Below are 15,525 nucleotides of genomic sequence, written 5' to 3' on the forward strand. Positions count from 1 at the left end.
CCTCGGGCCGCTGTCACACCTGATTCGGCTGCTCGGGAAAGGTGGGCGGATAGGCCTCCAGGTAAGCCTGGCTGACGCGCAACACGCGGGCATCGTCATGCTTACCACCAGCCAACTGGAAGCCGACCGGCAGACCATCCGGTGTGAAGCCGCAGGGAATGGATGCGGCTGGCTGCTGGCTGAGATTGAAGGGATAAGAGAACGGCGCCCACTCTACCCAATCGCGCATGCCGCTGCCCGGCGGCACATCGTGACGAAGGGGGAAGGGACGCACCGCCACTGAGGGTGTCATCACCAGGTGATAGCGCTGGTTGAAGTGCTCGAGCCCCTCCGTCAGCCGCGCCCGGTCACTGAGCGCATAGAACATGTCGAGTGCGCTGAGCCGTTCCGCCCGCTTCGCATCCGAGACCAGACCACTGTCCAGCAGCCGACGCTGGCGCTCGCTGTGCTCGCGATAGACGGCAAGCGAAGCGGTGAACCAGAGCGTATTGAAGATGCGGATTGGCGATTCGAAGCCGGGATCGACCTCCTCCACCACGGCCCCCAGCCCTTCCAGTCGGCGCGCGGCCTCACGCACGCACTCGGCGACCTCCGGCTCCACCCGGGCGTAGCCCAGCGTGGGTGAAAAGGCGATGTGCATTCCCTCGACACCCCGCCCCAGCTCCTCCCCCCAATCGGCAGGCTGACCGCGCAGGGCGTAAGGATCGCGATAGTCGTAGCGCCCTATCACGTTCAACATGCGCACCGCATCGGGTACGGTTCGGGTCAGCGGCCCCAGGTGAGAGAGCGTCGCTTCCTTGGAGCGAGGCCACTCCGGCACCCAGCCGAAGGTGGGCTTGAAGCCGAACACACCGGTGAACGAGGCCGGTATGCGGATCGACCCGCCCGAATCGCCACCCTGGTGCAGCACACCCATGTTGAGCGCCGCAGCGACCGCGGCGCCACCAGACGAGCCCCCCGGCGTCAGCCGCGTATCCCACGGATTGGCGGTGGCGCCGAAGACACGATTGTCGGTGATGGCCTTCCACCCGAACTCCGGCGTATTGGTCTTACCCAGAATCACCGCACCGGCCTCGCGGAGCATGCGTGCCGGCGGAGAGTCCCGCTCGCAGGGGGCATCCGACACCGTCAACGACCCCTTGCGCGCCGGCAAACCGGCCGATTCGGTCAGATCCTTCAATGAGACGGGAATGCCATCAATCGCGCTCAGCGGCCGCCCTGCCTGCCAGCGCTTGCCCGATGCTTCGGCAGCAGCTTCAGCACCATCTCGGTCGACCAGCACATAAGCATTGACGGCTTCATTGAAACGGTCGATACGCTCCAGCGCTGCGCGCGTCGCTTCCAGCGGCGACGCCCTGCCGCTCTTGAACAGCTCCCTCAGTTGGCCAGCATCCATGGCCCCCAGATCGGTATCGCTCACAAGAACCTCCTTTTTTCCAGTGAGACACTACTGATTGTGGAAAACAGATGCCCATCAACGCAACCGCAGGCAACGGCAGCACGTTCAGCGTTTCCTTGCCAACCAGCGACCTACCATCAGGGCGGCAGTGGCCGAAGCCGCTATCACCCCCCCTGCTCACCAACGTAGTCATGCGGGAAGAAACAGGCGAACCGCCAAGGACCGCAGTAACGCAGCACCGCAGCACCGCCCACGACCTAGGTCCTGCTGCGCGAAGTCCCGCAAGGAAAGACCCGCAAGAAAGCACCGCATCACATCGCCGTGGCCGAGTACCCAGAGAGTTTCGAGAAGCTTTGGAATGTTTCCTGAAGTTATTCGGGCACACGAAAAAGCCGCCTAGAGGGTTACTCTAAGCGGCTGATTCGTCGAAGCTTGTTGGTGGAGCCTAGCGGGATCGAACCGCTGACCTCAACACTGCCAGTGTTGCGCTCTCCCAGCTGAGCTAAGGCCCCACATGCACTCGCGATGCGAGAACGAGGCGAATCTTACTTGCCACACACGGCTTCGTCAATACCCCGACGTTGATGACGGCCTTCGTTGAGAAATACCATGGAAACCGGATACTCATTCAATTTCCCTTGTCGGGCGAGTGTGGCAAGCTTGCCCGGGACTACGTGGGTTCACTCGATAGCATCGCGGAATCCGATCACGAGCCTGCGGCACCCTGCCTGTCGGCGGCCGCCGTAATGACGAGGAATGTCAGCTTGATCAAGGTGCTCATTGTCGATGACCATCACTTGGTTCGTACCAGTCTCGCTCGCCTGCTGGAGAACGAAGAAGACATAGAAGTGCTGGGCGAAGCCGCCAGCGGCGAAGAAGCCGTTACGCTGTGCCGTACGCTCAAACCGGACGTGATACTGATGGACCTGCGCATGCCGGGCATCGGTGGGCTCGAGGCCACGCACAAGATCATGCGCAACAATGAAGACGTACGCATTCTCGCTCTGACCGGCTTCATGGAGGACAATTTCGCTCAGCGCATGCTCGAAGCCGGCGCCGGGGGGTTCATCAGCAAGGACACCCAGGTGGAAGACATGGTCGAGGCCATTCGCAGCGTGTTTGCCGGCCACCGCTACATCAGCCCGGACATCGCCCAGCGCCTGGTGTTGTCGCGCTTCGACTCCGAGGAGAATCCGTTCGACAAGCTCTCCCAGCGCGAACTGCAGGTCGCCATGATGATCGTCAACTGCCAGCGGGTCTCGGAAATTTCCGACCGTCTGTTCCTCAGCCCCAAGACCGTCAACACCTATCGCTACCGGATCTTCGAGAAGCTTGGTGTCGAAACCGACGTGGAGCTGACGCACCTGGGATTGAAGCACGGCCTGGTAGAGGGGTTCGACACCACTCCCACCAACTGAGCGAGCGTCTGGTATCCTAGCGCCATGAGCTTCGATTCGCGCCAGTTCCTTGCCAACCTCACCCAGTCGCCGGGTATCTACCGCATGCTGGACGAGCAAGGCGATACGCTCTACGTCGGCAAGGCCAAGCGCTTGAAGGCGCGCTTGGCCAGCTACTTCCGCGGCGCGCTCAATGCCAAGACCCAGGCCATGGTCTCGCGCATCGCCGATGTGCAAGTGACGGTCACGCGCAGCGAAATCGAGGCGCTGCTGCTCGAGCAGACGCTGATCAAGGAGCTGCGTCCGCCGTACAATATCCTGCTGCGCGACGACAAGTCCTACCCCTTCGTCTTCGTCACCGACCGCCATCCGTTCCCGGCGCTGGAGTACAAGCGAGCCCGTCGGCGCCATGAGGACGGCCGCTACCTCGGCCCCTACCCGAGCAGCAACGCCGTACGTGAAAGCCTGTCGCTGATGCAGAAGATCTTTCGCATACGCAACTGCGAGGACAGCGTCTTCGCCCATCGCACACGCCCCTGTCTGCAGTACCAGATCCGACGCTGCAGCGCGCCCTGCGTGGGCTATATCGGTGAAGCCGATTATCGTCGCGACCTGGAGCACGCAGTGATGTGCCTCGAAGGACGCAGCGAACAGGTCACCCAGGAGCTGACCGAGGCCATGGAGACAGCCAGCCGCAATCTGGCCTTCGAGGATGCAGCCCGCCTGCGCGACCAGATCCAACACCTGCGCCAGCTGCAGCATCGCCAGTTCGTGGACACCGAAGGCGGCGACGCCGACGTCTTTGCTCTGGCCGAACGCGAAGGAGCACTGTGCATCTCCGTCCTGGCGGTTCGTCAGGGGCGGCTGCTGGGCGCTCGCCATCACGCGCCGGACAATGGCCTGGGGCTCGATCCCGCCGAGCTGCTAGGCGAATTCGTCAGTCAGTACTACCTGGGCCAGGGGCGCGAGATACCGCGCGAGGTGATCGCCAGCCTGCCACTCCCCGACAGCGACATCCTGGAAAGTGCGTTGAGCAGTCGCGCCGAGCGGCGCGTCCGGGTGACCCACAGGGTGCGTGGCCACCGCAGCCAGTGGCTGGAACTGGCCAGAACCAATGCCGAACAGCAGCTCGGCAGCCGACTCGCCAGTCAGGGCGAACTCGACCGGCGCTTTCATTCACTGCAGACCGCCCTGGGGCTCCCCGCTCCGCCCGAGCGCCTCGAGTGCTTCGACATCAGCCACAGCCACGGCGAGGCCACCGTGGCCTCCTGCGTGGTATTCGACAGCAACGGCCCACGCAAGTCCGATTACCGTCGCTTCAACATCGAGGGCGAAACCGCGGGCGACGACTACGCCGCCATGCGCCAGGCGCTCGCTCGACGCTTTCGGCGTCTTGCCGAAGGGGAAGGCATCGCCCCGGACATCCTCCTGCTGGACGGCGGCAAGGGGCAGCTCAATCTAGCCCGCGAGGTCCTTGCCGAGCTGGGAGTCGGCAACATCTTGCTGCTCGGCGTGGCCAAGGGCACCACCCGCAAGGCCGGCCTCGAGACCCTGTTCATCGAAACCATCGATCGCACCCTCGACCTGCCGGGATCCTCGCCTGCGCTGCATCTGATCCAGCACGTGCGCGACGAAGCCCACCGCTTCGCCATCACCGGACACCGCAATCGCCGCGACAAGGCCCGCCGCAGCTCCGCCCTGGAAGGCATTGCCGGTATCGGCCCCAAGCGCCGGCGCGAGCTGCTGCGCTTCTTCGGCGGGTTACAGGGGGTCAAGAAGGCCAGCCGCGAAGAATTGGCCCGGGTTCCCGGCATCAGCGCCGCGCTGGCCGAAGCGATTCATCGCTCCTTGCATGGATGATAACGCCCGGTACAGATAGAATGGGGCCTCTTCGGCTTTCCTGACCTTAGGCAAGGACCTCTCGTCAATGAACATCCCCAACATCCTGACGCTGGCAAGAATCGCCTTCATCCCGCTGCTGGTGGTGTTCTTCTACCTTCCCTATTCCTGGAGCATGCCGGTGGCGGCCGGCCTGTTCGCCCTGGCCTCCGTGACCGACTGGCTCGACGGTTACCTGGCCCGCCGCTGGAATCAATCCACCCCGTTCGGCGCCTTTCTCGATCCGGTAGCGGACAAGCTGATGGTGGCCGTGGCCCTGGCGCTGCTGATCGAACGCTTCGACAGCATCTGGTTGACCTTGCCGGCGCTGGTGATCATCGGCCGTGAGATCGTGATTTCGGCGCTGCGCGAATGGATGGCCGAGATGGGCAAGCGCGGCAAAGTGGCCGTTTCCTGGCTGGGCAAGGCCAAGACCACCATGCAGATGATTGCGCTGCTGCTGCTGCTGGCTTTCGCACCCGGCACGCAGCTTTCTCTGCTGGGTGTCGTGACGCTGCACGCTGCGGCGATCATGACCCTCTGGTCGATGGTGATGTACCTGCGCGCCGCCTGGCCCCACCTGTCCCGCGCGATGTAGCCGAGCCCCGCCAGTGCCAACAAGTGATTGACATTAACCGGCTTATCCGTATAATTCGCTCTCGAGTCGAGCGGGAATAGCTCAGTGGTAGAGCATCGCCTTGCCAAGGCGAGGGTCGGGAGTTCGAATCTCCTTTCCCGCTCCAATACGACTCACAGAGGCTGGATGGCAGAGTGGTTATGCAGCGGACTGCAACTCCGTGTACGCCGGTTCGATTCCGACTCCAGCCTCCATTTCTTGTCCCCTTTCAGCTGCCTGCTCGAAACCGTGCCGCCCGGATGGCGAAATTGGTAGACGCAAGAGACTTAAAATCTCTCGGTGGCAACACCGTGCCGGTTCGAGCCCGGCTCCGGGCACCAGGCTCTTCGCTATCCCTCTCTCATCCCTGTCATCTCAGGCACCTTTGAGCCAAGCTGGCTGATGCAACAGGCTTCAGCGAGAACCCGCATGGCTCCAAGCATACTGGCTCGTAGCGAACATGACGTACTGGTCATCGGCGGCGGTGTCGCCGGCCTGACCCTCGCCCTGCATGCCGCCGAGACGCGTCGCGTCACGCTGGTGCGTCCCGCCAGCGACGACCAGGGCGCCAGCCGCTGGGCCCAGGGCGGCATTGCCGCGGTGCTCTCCCCCCAGGACGACTTCGATGCCCACGTAGCGGATACGCTGGTGGCCGGCGACGGGCTGTGTGACGAGCTGGCCGTGCGCTTTACCGTCGAGCAAGGACCCGCGGCCATCGAATGGCTGCTCTCGCTCGGCGTACCCTTCACCCGCGACGACAGCCCCACGGCCAGCTACCCCTACCACCTGACCCGCGAAGGTGGCCACGGCACGCGGCGCATCATCCACGCCGAGGATGCCACCGGTCGTGCCGTGTTGGATACGTTGAAGCGCCATGCCGAGGCGCATACCGCCATCACGATACGCGACGACCTGGTGGCAATCGATCTGCTCTCGGACGTCGAGAACCGCTGCCGCGGCGCACGCTGCCTGGATGAGCGAGGCCGACTGCAGGAACTGGAGGCCAACGACACCGTACTGGCCACCGGCGGCGCCAGCGGCATCTATCGCCACGCCACCAGCCCGCACCCGGCCAGCGGCGAAGGCATGATGATGGCGGCCGAACTGGGCGCCGAGCTGATGAACCTCGAGTTCCAGCAATTTCATCCCACCTGCCTCTATGATCCGGAAGGGCCCCCCTTCCTCATCAGCGAGGCGGTGCGCGGCGAAGGCGGACGCCTCTTCAGCACCGACGGCCGCCGCTTCATGCCGGAACTCGATCCCCGCGCCGAACTGGCACCGCGCGACATCGTCGCCCGCGCCATCGATGCCGAGATGCAGCGCACCGGCTCGCCCCATGTCTGGCTGGACGTGACACACCTGGGCGAACCGGCCATACGTCATCACTTCCCCACCATCCATGCCCACTGCCTTGGTCGCGGCCTGGACATCACCCGACAGCCGATTCCCGTGGTGCCCGCCGCCCACTACAGCTGCGGCGGGATTGCCACCGACCTGGACGGCCGCTCCAGCGTGCCGCACCTGTATGCCATCGGGGAAGTGGCCTGCACAGGCCTGCACGGCGCCAACCGTATGGCCAGCAATTCACTGCTGGAGTGTCTGGTCTTTGCCCGCAGCTGCGCTGCCAAGCTGGCGTACCTCGAGGCATCCGGCCCGGCTTCATTGAACTGCGCGCCTGCGGGGGATGAGTCGATCGATGCCGAACGCATTCAGCAATGGCGTCTGCGTATGCGCGACGTCATGAGCCGTCATGTGGCGATCGTGCGCCGCGATGCGGGGCTCGATGCCGCTGCCGGCGAACTGGACACGCTGATACATGAGGTACAAAGCGTCATCGCCAATGCAGCACCCAGCACAGCACTGGCGAGCCTGTGGCATGCGCTCAGGCTGGCCCGCCTGACCGTCAAGGCGGCGCGCATGCGCCGCGAATCCCGCGGGCTGCACTACAATCCGGACTGCCCAGACCACCTGAAGGCCGGCCTGACACCACAGCCATCACGCCTGCACCTGCAAGACCTCAGCGTGTAACGGCGTCATCCGGCTTGCGCCCAGCCGCTACGCCGTGCGTCATCGCGCCAGGGCGCGGCGCAGCTGGCGTAACGCATCGCCGGGTGCGCTATCGGGCCATAGCCATGCTCTGCGTCCGTCGAGTTTCAGGGCGAGCAACCAGGGGCCAAGGTAATCGCAAGTCAACCTGACCGGCACCGCCTCTGCGCCCGGCTCAGACTGCCATGACCAACGCCAGTCGCCGGCTGCTTCCGGATGCATGTGCAATACGCCACGCGTCTGCCCGCACCACAGCCACCACGCCAGCGGCACCAGCCACCCCACGGCCGGCACGGCCAGCCAGCTCGGCCCCAAGTGGAGCACGATGCCTGTGACCAGCACGGCCAGCAGGAGCTGACTGCACCACGCCAGCCTAGACCGGGCGATGAGGATCGTTGTCGGCGTTCTCGGCATGTTGCTGTATCAGGGTGACGATTCGCTGAAACTCCGGGGCAGGCGGCTCACGCTTCATCAGCCAGGCGAACAGATCCTGATCCTCACCTTCGATCAGGGCCCGGTAGGCAGCCTGATCGTCGTCGCTCAACTGATCGTAGCAGTGCTCGAGGAAGGGAATCAGCAGCAGATCGAGCTCCCACATTCCGCGTCGTGAGTGCCAGTAGAGCCGCTTGCGCAAGGCTGCGGCATCGGGGGTGTTCGCTTCGCTCAACGTCGGCCTCGGTGGTCTCAAAGAATGGTCCATCAGTATACCGAACCCTCGAGAATACGGCAGCGCCTACCCTCGCAATGTGCGATTTCCTTGACCATGGTCGTAGTGCGTTGTTTTATCACGATTTGAGCAGTATGCTGAGGGTAGAATAAGAATGCCGCCCAGTCCCACCGGACCGGGAATCGCCTGGAGAGATGACCCGATGACCAAATCCGAATTGATCGAGCAGATCGCCATGCGACAGCCCGAGCTTTCGATCAAGGAAGTCGAATCTGCGGTTCGCCTGATCCTCGATGACATCACCGACACCCTGGCCGAAGGCGGACGTGTCGAAATAAGGGGTTTCGGCAGTTTTTCCTTGCACTATCGAGAGCCGCGGGTAGGTCGCAACCCCAAGACCGGTGATCCGGTCGCGCTGGAGGGCAAGTTCGTGCCACACTTCAAGCCCGGCAAGGAGCTTCGCGAGCAGGTCAATGCCAGCCGCGCCCTCGGCTATTAATTTTTCGAACTTACAAGGGATAGACACATGCGTTGGCTCAAAGGCCTGATCGTTGCCATCATTCTGCTGGCGGTCCTGCTTGTCGGCATCCTCTTTGCCGTCAACAACCAGCAGACGGTACCGCTGAACCTGATCTGGCTGGAGCTGCCGGCTGTCTCGCTCTCCGTCTGGCTCCTGGCCGCCCTGGTGAGTGGCGTCGTGCTGGGAATGCTGGCGATGACGGGGGTCTGGCTGCGGCTGCGCACTGCACTCTCCCGCGCCCAGCGGCTGAACCGCCAGCAGCGCAAGGAACTCGACCGGCTGCGCGTTCAGGAGCTCAAGGAACTGCCCTAAATGCCCGATGCCCTGCTGCTTGCCCTGCTGGTGGCTGCCGTTGCCATTGGCTGGTGGCTAGGCCGACGCGAGCGCCAGGGTAACCGAGATCCCGCGCCGCCGAACACGCTGTCGCGGGATTACTTCGTCGGCTTGAACTACCTGCTCAACGAGCAGCCCGATCGCGCCATCGAGACCTTCGTCAGCGCACTCGAGGTCAACAGCGAAACCGTCGACACCCATATCACTCTGGGTAATCTCTTTCGCACCCGGGGCGAAGCCGATCGTGCCGTCAAGATTCACCAGAACCTGCTGGCCCGCCCCACCCTGACCGCACTGCAAAGCGACCAGGTGCAGCTTGAGCTCTCCCGCGATTTTCTTCACCTGGGGCTGTTCGACCGCAGCGAGCGCCTGCTCCAGCAGTTGATCCGCGAAACCAGCCATGACGACATCCGCCATGCCGCCAAGCGGCTGCTGGCCGACCTGTTCGATCGTGAAGGCGAGTGGCAGGCCGCCTTCGACGTCGCTTATCCCAACTTGGTCCGCCAGCATGATGACGTACGCCGCGCCGCGGCCCACTGGCTGTGCGAAATGGCCGATCAGGAGCGTCACTCGGCAAGCCCGGGTCTGGCCCGCAAGCATCTGCGCCGCGCGCTCTCCATCGACCCCCGCTGCGTACGAGCCAACTTGCTGCTGTCGGCCCTGGCACAGGATACCGGCCACTATCGCGAAGCCATTCGCATCCTCATGCGCATCCCCGATCAGGACCTGGACATGATGCCGATCGTGCTCGAGCCACTGCATCATGCCTACCGCATGCTCGACGACGAGTCGGGCCTGGTGACTTGCCTCGAGGAACTGCTGGAGCGCGCCCACGTTACCAGTCTGATCATTCTGCTGGCCGAAACCCAGCGCAAGAGGCTCGGTCTGCAGGTGGCCATCGACCTTGTCAGCGAACAGCTCAACCGTGCCCCCAGCCTGGGCGCGCTCGATTACCTACTGGATCTTTATCAGCATCAGCAGCAGGAGCGTGGTGCGCCCGACAACCGGCTGCAGTTACTCAAGCAGCACACCCATGCCCTGTTGGCGGTTCGTCCACGCCACCGCTGCCAGCGCTGTGGCTTCGCCGGCCAACCGCTGCACTGGCAGTGCCCCAGCTGTCGCAGTTGGGGCACTACCCGCCCCATCACCGGCATTGAAGGAGAGTGACTCCCCGACGCTTCAGCTTGTCGCCAGCTCCTGCTCGATCGCAGCCAGCGCGGCCATGGGATCCTGCGCCTGAGTGATCGGCCGACCAATCACCAGGTGCGTGCTTCCCGCCGCCATGGCCTCGGCTGGGGTCATTACGCGGCGCTGATCGCCATGCTCGGCACTGCGTGGCCTGATGCCCGGCGTCACCTTGAGAAAGTCGCTGCCACACAGTTGCCGCAGTCTGGCCGCCTCCTGAGCGGAACAGACCACGCCATCCAGGCCGCATTCGCGGGTCAGCAGGGCCAGACGCTCGACATGCTCCGCCGCCGGGGCGGCAATCCCAACCTCGGCAAGATCCTCAGCCGTCATGCTGGTCAGCACCGTTACTGCGATCAGGTGCGTGTCGAGACCGTTCCGGTCCAACCGCTCGCGCGCTGCCTCCATCATTCGCCGGCCACCGCTGGCATGCACGTTGACCATCCACACGCCCTGCTCGGCAGCAGCCTGCACGGCTCCGGCGACGGTGTTGGGAATATCGTGGAACTTCAGATCGAGAAAAAGCTGAAAACCACGCCCGTGGAGCGCCTCGATGACCTCCGGGCCGCTGCGTGTGAACAGCTCCTTGCCCACCTTGAGGCGACAGCGTGCAGGGTCGAGCCGGTCGGCCAAACACAGGGCGGCATCGAGGGACGAGTGATCGAGAGCGATGATCAGCGGTGAATCACAGGACACGTTACGGCACTCCGACGGCGAGTTGAGCGGCGATTATACCAGCCTGAGAGCGTTAACCCTTCTTCGCCACGTGGACTATCTTCTGAACTATACACTTGCCTAATGCAGTCCCTTGCGATTGCACGGCGAACCCTGCCATACGGCGATTCAGGTGAAACGACCAAGCCCCGAGCCAATGGACCGGGAGGACTCCATGACAATCGAACAACGCATTGGTCCCATTTCCCTGCCCGACAACCGTACTCAGCGACTGCTCACGGCACTGCTGGCGGGCTCGGGAGTGACCCTGAACGGCGATGCCCCGTGGGACCCTCAGATCTATCACCCCGACTTCTGTTCACGCATCCTGCGTCAGGGCTCCCTTGGGCTGGGAGAGTCCTACATGGACGGCTGGTGGGAATGTGAAAGCCTCGACGAACTGGCCTGTCGCCTGCTCCTGCACGGCCTCGGCGAACGCGCTCGACCAACCCCCGATCGCATCATCTACCGGCTGCAGGCGGGGCTGCTCAACCTGCAGAGCAAGGCCCGCGCCTACATGGTCGGCGAGGCCCATTACGATCTCGGCAACGATCTCTTCGAGCGCATGCTCGATCCCACCATGTGCTACTCCTGCGGCTACTGGAAAGAGGCCGCCACGCTTCACGAGGCACAGCTCGCCAAGCTCGAGCTGGCCTGCCGCAAACTGGAGCTTCGTCCCGGCATGCAGGTGCTGGACATCGGCTGCGGCTGGGGCAGCTTTGCCGAGTATGCGGCCCGCCACCATGGCGTCTCGGTGACCGGGATTACCATTTCTCGAGAACAGGCGGAACTGGCCAGGCAGCGCTGCGCCGGGCTGCCCATCGATATTCGGCTCATGGATTACCGCGAACTCGATGGACGCTTCGACCGCATCGTCTCCATCGGCATGTTCGAGCATGTCGGCCATCGCAACTACGTCACCTATTTCGAAACCGTGGAGAAGCTACTGGCAGATACGGGTCTCTTCCTGCTGCATACCATCGGCTCGAACAGCTCCGAGATCACCGTCGACCCCTGGATCGACCGCTATATCTTTCCCAACGGCGTGCTGCCCTCGGCACGAGATATCGCCGATGCCAGCGAAGGCCTGCTGTTGCTTGAGGATTGGCACAACTTCGGCCCCGACTATGACAGGACGCTGATGGCCTGGCGCGACAACTTCGATGCCCGCTGGCACGAGATAGCCGAACGTTACTCAAAGCGTATCGAGCGCATGTTCCGCTACTATCTATCGGTGTGTGCCGGCGCCTTTCGTGCTCGCGACATACAGCTTTGGCAGGTGGTGTTTTCCCGCGCACGCACCGAGCGATACGACGCGCCGCGCTGAGAGAACGGCAGGTGGTCAAGAATGGCTTACAAAACGTAGGGACAATTTCTTACAACTGTAGACAGGTGATTTACCCACTGTTACATCGTATATTAGTCCTTCGCTAAACGGCTCCACCCCGATGCAGGCGTTCGTCGCGCTGCCATCCTACCTGAGGCACTACGCCGAGCCGTTATATAACAACAGCTTGTATGCAATGTATGCAGCAGGAAAACAAGGGACACCCGCATGCCTTACGACAATGCCATGACGGGTGGGGGGCTGAATGAGCCAATCGGCATGCAGGATTTCGCTGAGCGCCTGCCTGGCGTCATCTTTCAGTTTCATCGTGACCCCACCGGTCACATGCACTTCCCCTACCTGGCCGGAAGCGGCACCAGCTTGCCTGGCATCGACCGTCAGGCCCTGGGCCAGGATGCGCGCCACATGCTCGACCGCCTGGATGCAGAGGACCACCCGCGGGTCATGGCCGCCATCGAACGCTCGGCGCGCTGGCGCATTCCCATTGCCACCAAGTTCCGCATCCGTCTCTCGGGTCGTCGCTATCGTTGGGTTGCGCTGCGCGCTCAGCCAGAGGACGCTCCGACCGGTGTGCTCTGGCATGGCCTGATGATCGACATCACCGAACAGATGGCCGAAGAGGCAAGGCTGCGCAAACTCTCGGACACCGACGACCTGACCGGCCTGGCCAATCGCCGGCGCCTGATGTCGCGTCTGGACGAGGAGATCGCCAGGAGCAACCGGCACGGCAGCCCGCTGTCGTTGATGCTCATCGACCTGGATCACTTCAAGCGAGTCAACGACACCTGGGGCCACCTGCAGGGCGACCAGGTACTCGCCGAGTTCGCCACCCTGTGCCATGAGATGCTGCGCGAAGAGGACGTCATCGGTCGCTTGGGCGGCGAGGAGTTCGCTGTGGTCCTGCCGCTGACCCCGCTGGTTGCCAGCAGCCCCCTCGCCGAACGGCTGCGCCGCGAGATTGCCGAGTATGACTTCGGTATTTCGTCGGGCCAACTCACGGCAAGCATCGGTCTGGCCGAATACCGCCTAGGCGAGCCGAGAGACGCCTTGATCGAGCGGGCCGACCGCAGTCTCTATGCCGCCAAACGCCAAGGGCGCAACCGCGTCGTCAGTTGAGCAAAGCCTTCAGTTGGCGTTGCGTCGCGTTTGCCACCAGCCCATCACGACATGCAGCGGCAGGTAAAGCACGAGTGGCCAGACCAAGGCCAGCAGGAGCAGGTACAGCCGCGGATCGGCCCAATGCTGCGGAGTGCCAAAAGGTCCATGCACCCAGTTGATGTTGCGCTCAGGCTCGCTGAAGAGATAAGTGAGCGGCAACAGCAACCAGGTCAGCAGCGTCTGCCATCTCAGGGCGCGAGGATCATAGCCCAGCTTTAGCACGGCGTAGCCGGCGACCAGCGGCAAAATCAGGTGATAGAGCGACAGCACCCTGGCCAGCCAGGGATGCTCGGGATCGAGCATGTACTCGGTGCCGCCGATCGGGTGCACCCCGGTCAACCAGGCCACGCCGACATCCAGCGACCACAAGGCCCCTACCAGCGTCACCGAGAGCCACTGCATCGACAGCAGCAGACGGCTTTCCAGCCACAGGCCGAGCAGGATCAGGAAGCTGGCGACATTGCACAACCAGAAATAGTTCTGCACGCCCAGCATCGCGGCAAAGGCAGGCGCCCAGAACAGGATCCAGCCGGTGAACGACAGCTTGAGCCAGAGCGGCAAGGCGCTATGCTGATCCATTGAATATCGCCTCCCTGACGAGCCCCGTAGCGATGGGCGGGCCTTGGCTCGGCGCCCACCTTGACTACAGCGTAGCCTTACAGTGACCAACCGGGGCCAAGCGCCTCAGGAGAACCCGGCATGACCCAACTCTCGCGTCAACCCTGCGAGGCCTGCCGCCAGCAATCCCCCACCGTGTCGGAAGCGGAAATCAAGCTGTTCAAACCCGAGGTGCCCGAGTGGCAGATTGTCGAACGCAATGGCATCATGCAACTTGAGCGGGTCTTTACCTTCCCCGACTTTCGTCAGGCACTGGCGTTCACCAATCGCGTGGGCGAGATTGCCGAGGCCGCCGGCCACCACCCGGCGCTCCTGACCGAATGGGGCAGGGTCACCGTCAACTGGTGGACCCACAAGATCAAGGGCCTGCATCGCAACGACTTCATACTTGCCGCCAGAACCGACGAGGTAGCGAAATAAATGTTCGAACATATTGAGCGGGTCCCCGGGGACGCCATCCTCGGCCTGATCGAGGCCTTCAAGAAGGACACCAATCCTCAGAAGGTCGATCTCGGCGTTGGTGTCTACAAGGACGCCCAGGGCAACACTCCGGTGATGCGCGCCGTCAAGGAAGCCGAGGCCCTGCTGCTCAAGAACGAAACCACCAAGACCTACATCGGCTCCCACGGCGCGCCCCAGTACGGCGAAGTGGTTCTGCCCATGGTGCTTGGCAAGGACTCACCGGTGCTGGCCGCCAAGCGCGCCAGTGCCACGCAGTCCCCGGGCGGCACCGGCGCCTTGCGGCTGGCCGCCGACTTCATCAGCGCCCAGCTGCCCGGCAAGGGTATCTGGGTGAGCGACCCCACTTGGCCGAACCATCACGGCATCTTCACGGCTGCAGGTATCGAGCTGCACAAGTACCCCTACGTCGACGCCGAAAATCGCCTCGATTTCGAAGGCATGCTGGCAGCCGTCAAGCAGATTCCCGCCGGCGACGTCATCGTGCTGCACGCCTGCTGCCACAACCCCACCGGTTTCGACCTGGACCACGCCCAGTGGCAGCAGATTCTCGAAGTGGTACGTGAACGCAACCTGCTACCGCTGATCGATTTCGCCTATCAAGGTTTCGGTGAAGGCCTCGACGAGGACGCCTACGGCGTGCGCCTCATGGCGGAAAACCTCGACGAAGTCATCATCACCAGCTCCTGCTCGAAGAATTTCGGTATCTACTGCGAGCGTACCGGCTGCCTGATCATGGTGGCGAAAAACAGCGAGCAGATGGAGAACGTGCGCTCCCAGGTGGCTATCGTGGCACGTGAGAACTACTCAAACCCGCCGGCCCACGGCGGCGCCATCGTCAGCGAGATTCTGCACTCCGCCGAACTGGCCGCCCTATGGCGCGAGGAACTCACCGAAATGCGTGACCGCATCAATACCCTGCGCCGCGACTTCGTCGAGTCTCTCAAGCCCTACGGACTCGACCAGAAATACGCCTGCGTAGCCGAGCAGCGCGGCATGTTCTCCTATACCGGGCTCAAGCCCGAGCAGGTCGACCGCCTGCGCGACGAGTTCGGCATCTACATGGTGCGCTCGGGTCGCGCCAACGTGGCCGGCTTCTCCCACGAGAACCTGCCCTACCTGGCCAAGGCCATCGCCGCCGTCAACTAGGTAGCGCTCAGCCGATATCGATGCCCCGGCCTCAGGCC

General features: G+C 63.3%; 16 protein-coding genes and 4 tRNA genes. 14 read left to right on the forward strand and 6 right to left on the reverse strand.

Annotated features, from left to right (window positions below):
- Window positions 1-13: 13 nt before the first annotated feature.
- On the reverse strand, window positions 14-1,420 hold the full coding sequence (locus HOP53_RS06015; protein WP_234269173.1) for an amidase: 1,407 nt from the start codon (window positions 1,418-1,420) through the stop codon (window positions 14-16).
- A 415-nt stretch (window positions 1,421-1,835) separates the two neighbouring features.
- Window positions 1,836-1,911: transfer RNA gene (locus HOP53_RS06020), tRNA-Ala, on the reverse strand.
- Between the two features lie 252 nt (window positions 1,912-2,163).
- Here HOP53_RS06020 and uvrY point away from each other — a divergent pair.
- The 7 genes from uvrY (at window position 2,164) to nadB (ending at window position 7,318) form a co-directional block, all read left to right on the forward strand.
- Window positions 2,164-2,817, forward strand: coding sequence for a UvrY/SirA/GacA family response regulator transcription factor (uvrY, locus tag HOP53_RS06025; RefSeq protein ID WP_234269174.1), 654 nt, complete (start codon window positions 2,164-2,166; stop codon window positions 2,815-2,817).
- A 24-nt stretch (window positions 2,818-2,841) separates the two neighbouring features.
- On the forward strand, window positions 2,842-4,656 hold the full coding sequence (gene uvrC, locus HOP53_RS06030) for an excinuclease ABC subunit UvrC (protein ID WP_234269175.1): 1,815 nt from the start codon (window positions 2,842-2,844) through the stop codon (window positions 4,654-4,656).
- A gap of 67 nt (window positions 4,657-4,723) precedes the next feature.
- Window positions 4,724-5,272 (forward strand): CDP-diacylglycerol--glycerol-3-phosphate 3-phosphatidyltransferase, encoded by a 549-nt coding sequence (pgsA, locus tag HOP53_RS06035; protein WP_234269176.1) that lies wholly within the window; start codon window positions 4,724-4,726, stop codon window positions 5,270-5,272.
- Between the two features lie 70 nt (window positions 5,273-5,342).
- Window positions 5,343-5,417 (forward strand) — tRNA-Gly (locus tag HOP53_RS06040).
- A gap of 14 nt (window positions 5,418-5,431) precedes the next feature.
- Window positions 5,432-5,505 (forward strand) — tRNA-Cys (locus HOP53_RS06045).
- A gap of 39 nt (window positions 5,506-5,544) precedes the next feature.
- Window positions 5,545-5,631 (forward strand) — tRNA-Leu (locus HOP53_RS06050).
- Between the two features lie 88 nt (window positions 5,632-5,719).
- Complete coding sequence (nadB, locus tag HOP53_RS06055) at window positions 5,720-7,318, forward strand: L-aspartate oxidase (protein ID WP_234269177.1); 1,599 nt, start codon at window positions 5,720-5,722, stop codon at window positions 7,316-7,318.
- 39 nt (window positions 7,319-7,357) lie between these two features.
- Here the strand turns inward: nadB and HOP53_RS06060 are convergent, their stop codons facing one another.
- Both HOP53_RS06060 and HOP53_RS06065 read right to left on the reverse strand, forming a co-directional pair.
- Window positions 7,358-7,750 (reverse strand): hypothetical protein, encoded by a 393-nt coding sequence (locus HOP53_RS06060; RefSeq protein WP_234269178.1) that lies wholly within the window; start codon window positions 7,748-7,750, stop codon window positions 7,358-7,360.
- Window positions 7,710-8,003 (reverse strand): FAD assembly factor SdhE, encoded by a 294-nt coding sequence (locus tag HOP53_RS06065; RefSeq protein WP_234269179.1) that lies wholly within the window; start codon window positions 8,001-8,003, stop codon window positions 7,710-7,712. The genes HOP53_RS06060 and HOP53_RS06065 overlap by 41 nt, the downstream gene beginning before the upstream one ends.
- Window positions 8,004-8,205: 202 nt before the next feature.
- On the opposite strand from HOP53_RS06065, the gene HOP53_RS06070 reads away from it, so the two are divergent.
- From HOP53_RS06070 to lapB, 3 genes are read left to right on the forward strand one after another with little or no spacing between them, the layout of a single operon-like run.
- Window positions 8,206-8,502 (forward strand): integration host factor subunit beta, encoded by a 297-nt coding sequence (locus tag HOP53_RS06070; RefSeq protein WP_010629003.1) that lies wholly within the window; start codon window positions 8,206-8,208, stop codon window positions 8,500-8,502.
- A gap of 27 nt (window positions 8,503-8,529) precedes the next feature.
- On the forward strand, window positions 8,530-8,835 hold the full coding sequence (locus tag HOP53_RS06075; protein WP_086508801.1) for a LapA family protein: 306 nt from the start codon (window positions 8,530-8,532) through the stop codon (window positions 8,833-8,835).
- The gene (gene lapB, locus HOP53_RS06080; RefSeq protein WP_234269180.1) at window positions 8,836-10,023 is read left to right on the forward strand and encodes a lipopolysaccharide assembly protein LapB; all 1,188 of its coding nucleotides are present in this window, start codon (window positions 8,836-8,838) and stop codon (window positions 10,021-10,023) included.
- 12 nt (window positions 10,024-10,035) lie between these two features.
- On the opposite strand, the gene pyrF is transcribed toward lapB, so the two are convergent.
- Entirely contained in the window at window positions 10,036-10,737 is a 702-nt protein-coding gene (pyrF, locus tag HOP53_RS06085; protein WP_234269181.1) for an orotidine-5'-phosphate decarboxylase, read from the reverse strand.
- 193 nt (window positions 10,738-10,930) lie between these two features.
- On the opposite strand from pyrF, the gene cfa reads away from it, so the two are divergent.
- Window positions 10,931-12,082 carry a cyclopropane fatty acyl phospholipid synthase gene (cfa, locus tag HOP53_RS06090; protein WP_234269182.1) on the forward strand — a complete coding sequence of 384 codons (1,152 nt, stop codon included), beginning with the start codon at window positions 10,931-10,933 and terminating at the stop codon, window positions 12,080-12,082.
- A gap of 228 nt (window positions 12,083-12,310) precedes the next feature.
- The gene (locus HOP53_RS06095; protein ID WP_234269183.1) at window positions 12,311-13,219 is read left to right on the forward strand and encodes a GGDEF domain-containing protein; all 909 of its coding nucleotides are present in this window, start codon (window positions 12,311-12,313) and stop codon (window positions 13,217-13,219) included.
- 9 nt (window positions 13,220-13,228) lie between these two features.
- On the opposite strand, the gene HOP53_RS06100 is transcribed toward HOP53_RS06095, so the two are convergent.
- Window positions 13,229-13,840 (reverse strand): hypothetical protein, encoded by a 612-nt coding sequence (locus HOP53_RS06100; RefSeq protein ID WP_234269184.1) that lies wholly within the window; start codon window positions 13,838-13,840, stop codon window positions 13,229-13,231.
- Window positions 13,841-13,960: 120 nt separating this feature from the next.
- On the opposite strand from HOP53_RS06100, the gene HOP53_RS06105 reads away from it, so the two are divergent.
- Both HOP53_RS06105 and HOP53_RS06110 read left to right on the forward strand, forming a co-directional pair.
- On the forward strand, window positions 13,961-14,299 hold the full coding sequence (locus tag HOP53_RS06105; RefSeq protein WP_234269185.1) for a 4a-hydroxytetrahydrobiopterin dehydratase: 339 nt from the start codon (window positions 13,961-13,963) through the stop codon (window positions 14,297-14,299).
- Window positions 14,300-15,487 carry an amino acid aminotransferase gene (locus HOP53_RS06110; protein WP_234269186.1) on the forward strand — a complete coding sequence of 396 codons (1,188 nt, stop codon included), beginning with the start codon at window positions 14,300-14,302 and terminating at the stop codon, window positions 15,485-15,487.
- Window positions 15,488-15,525 lie beyond the last annotated feature (38 nt).

Origin of the sequence: Billgrantia ethanolica, assembly GCF_021404305.1 — a bacterium.
Lineage (GTDB): Bacteria > Pseudomonadota > Gammaproteobacteria > Pseudomonadales > Halomonadaceae > Halomonas > Halomonas ethanolica.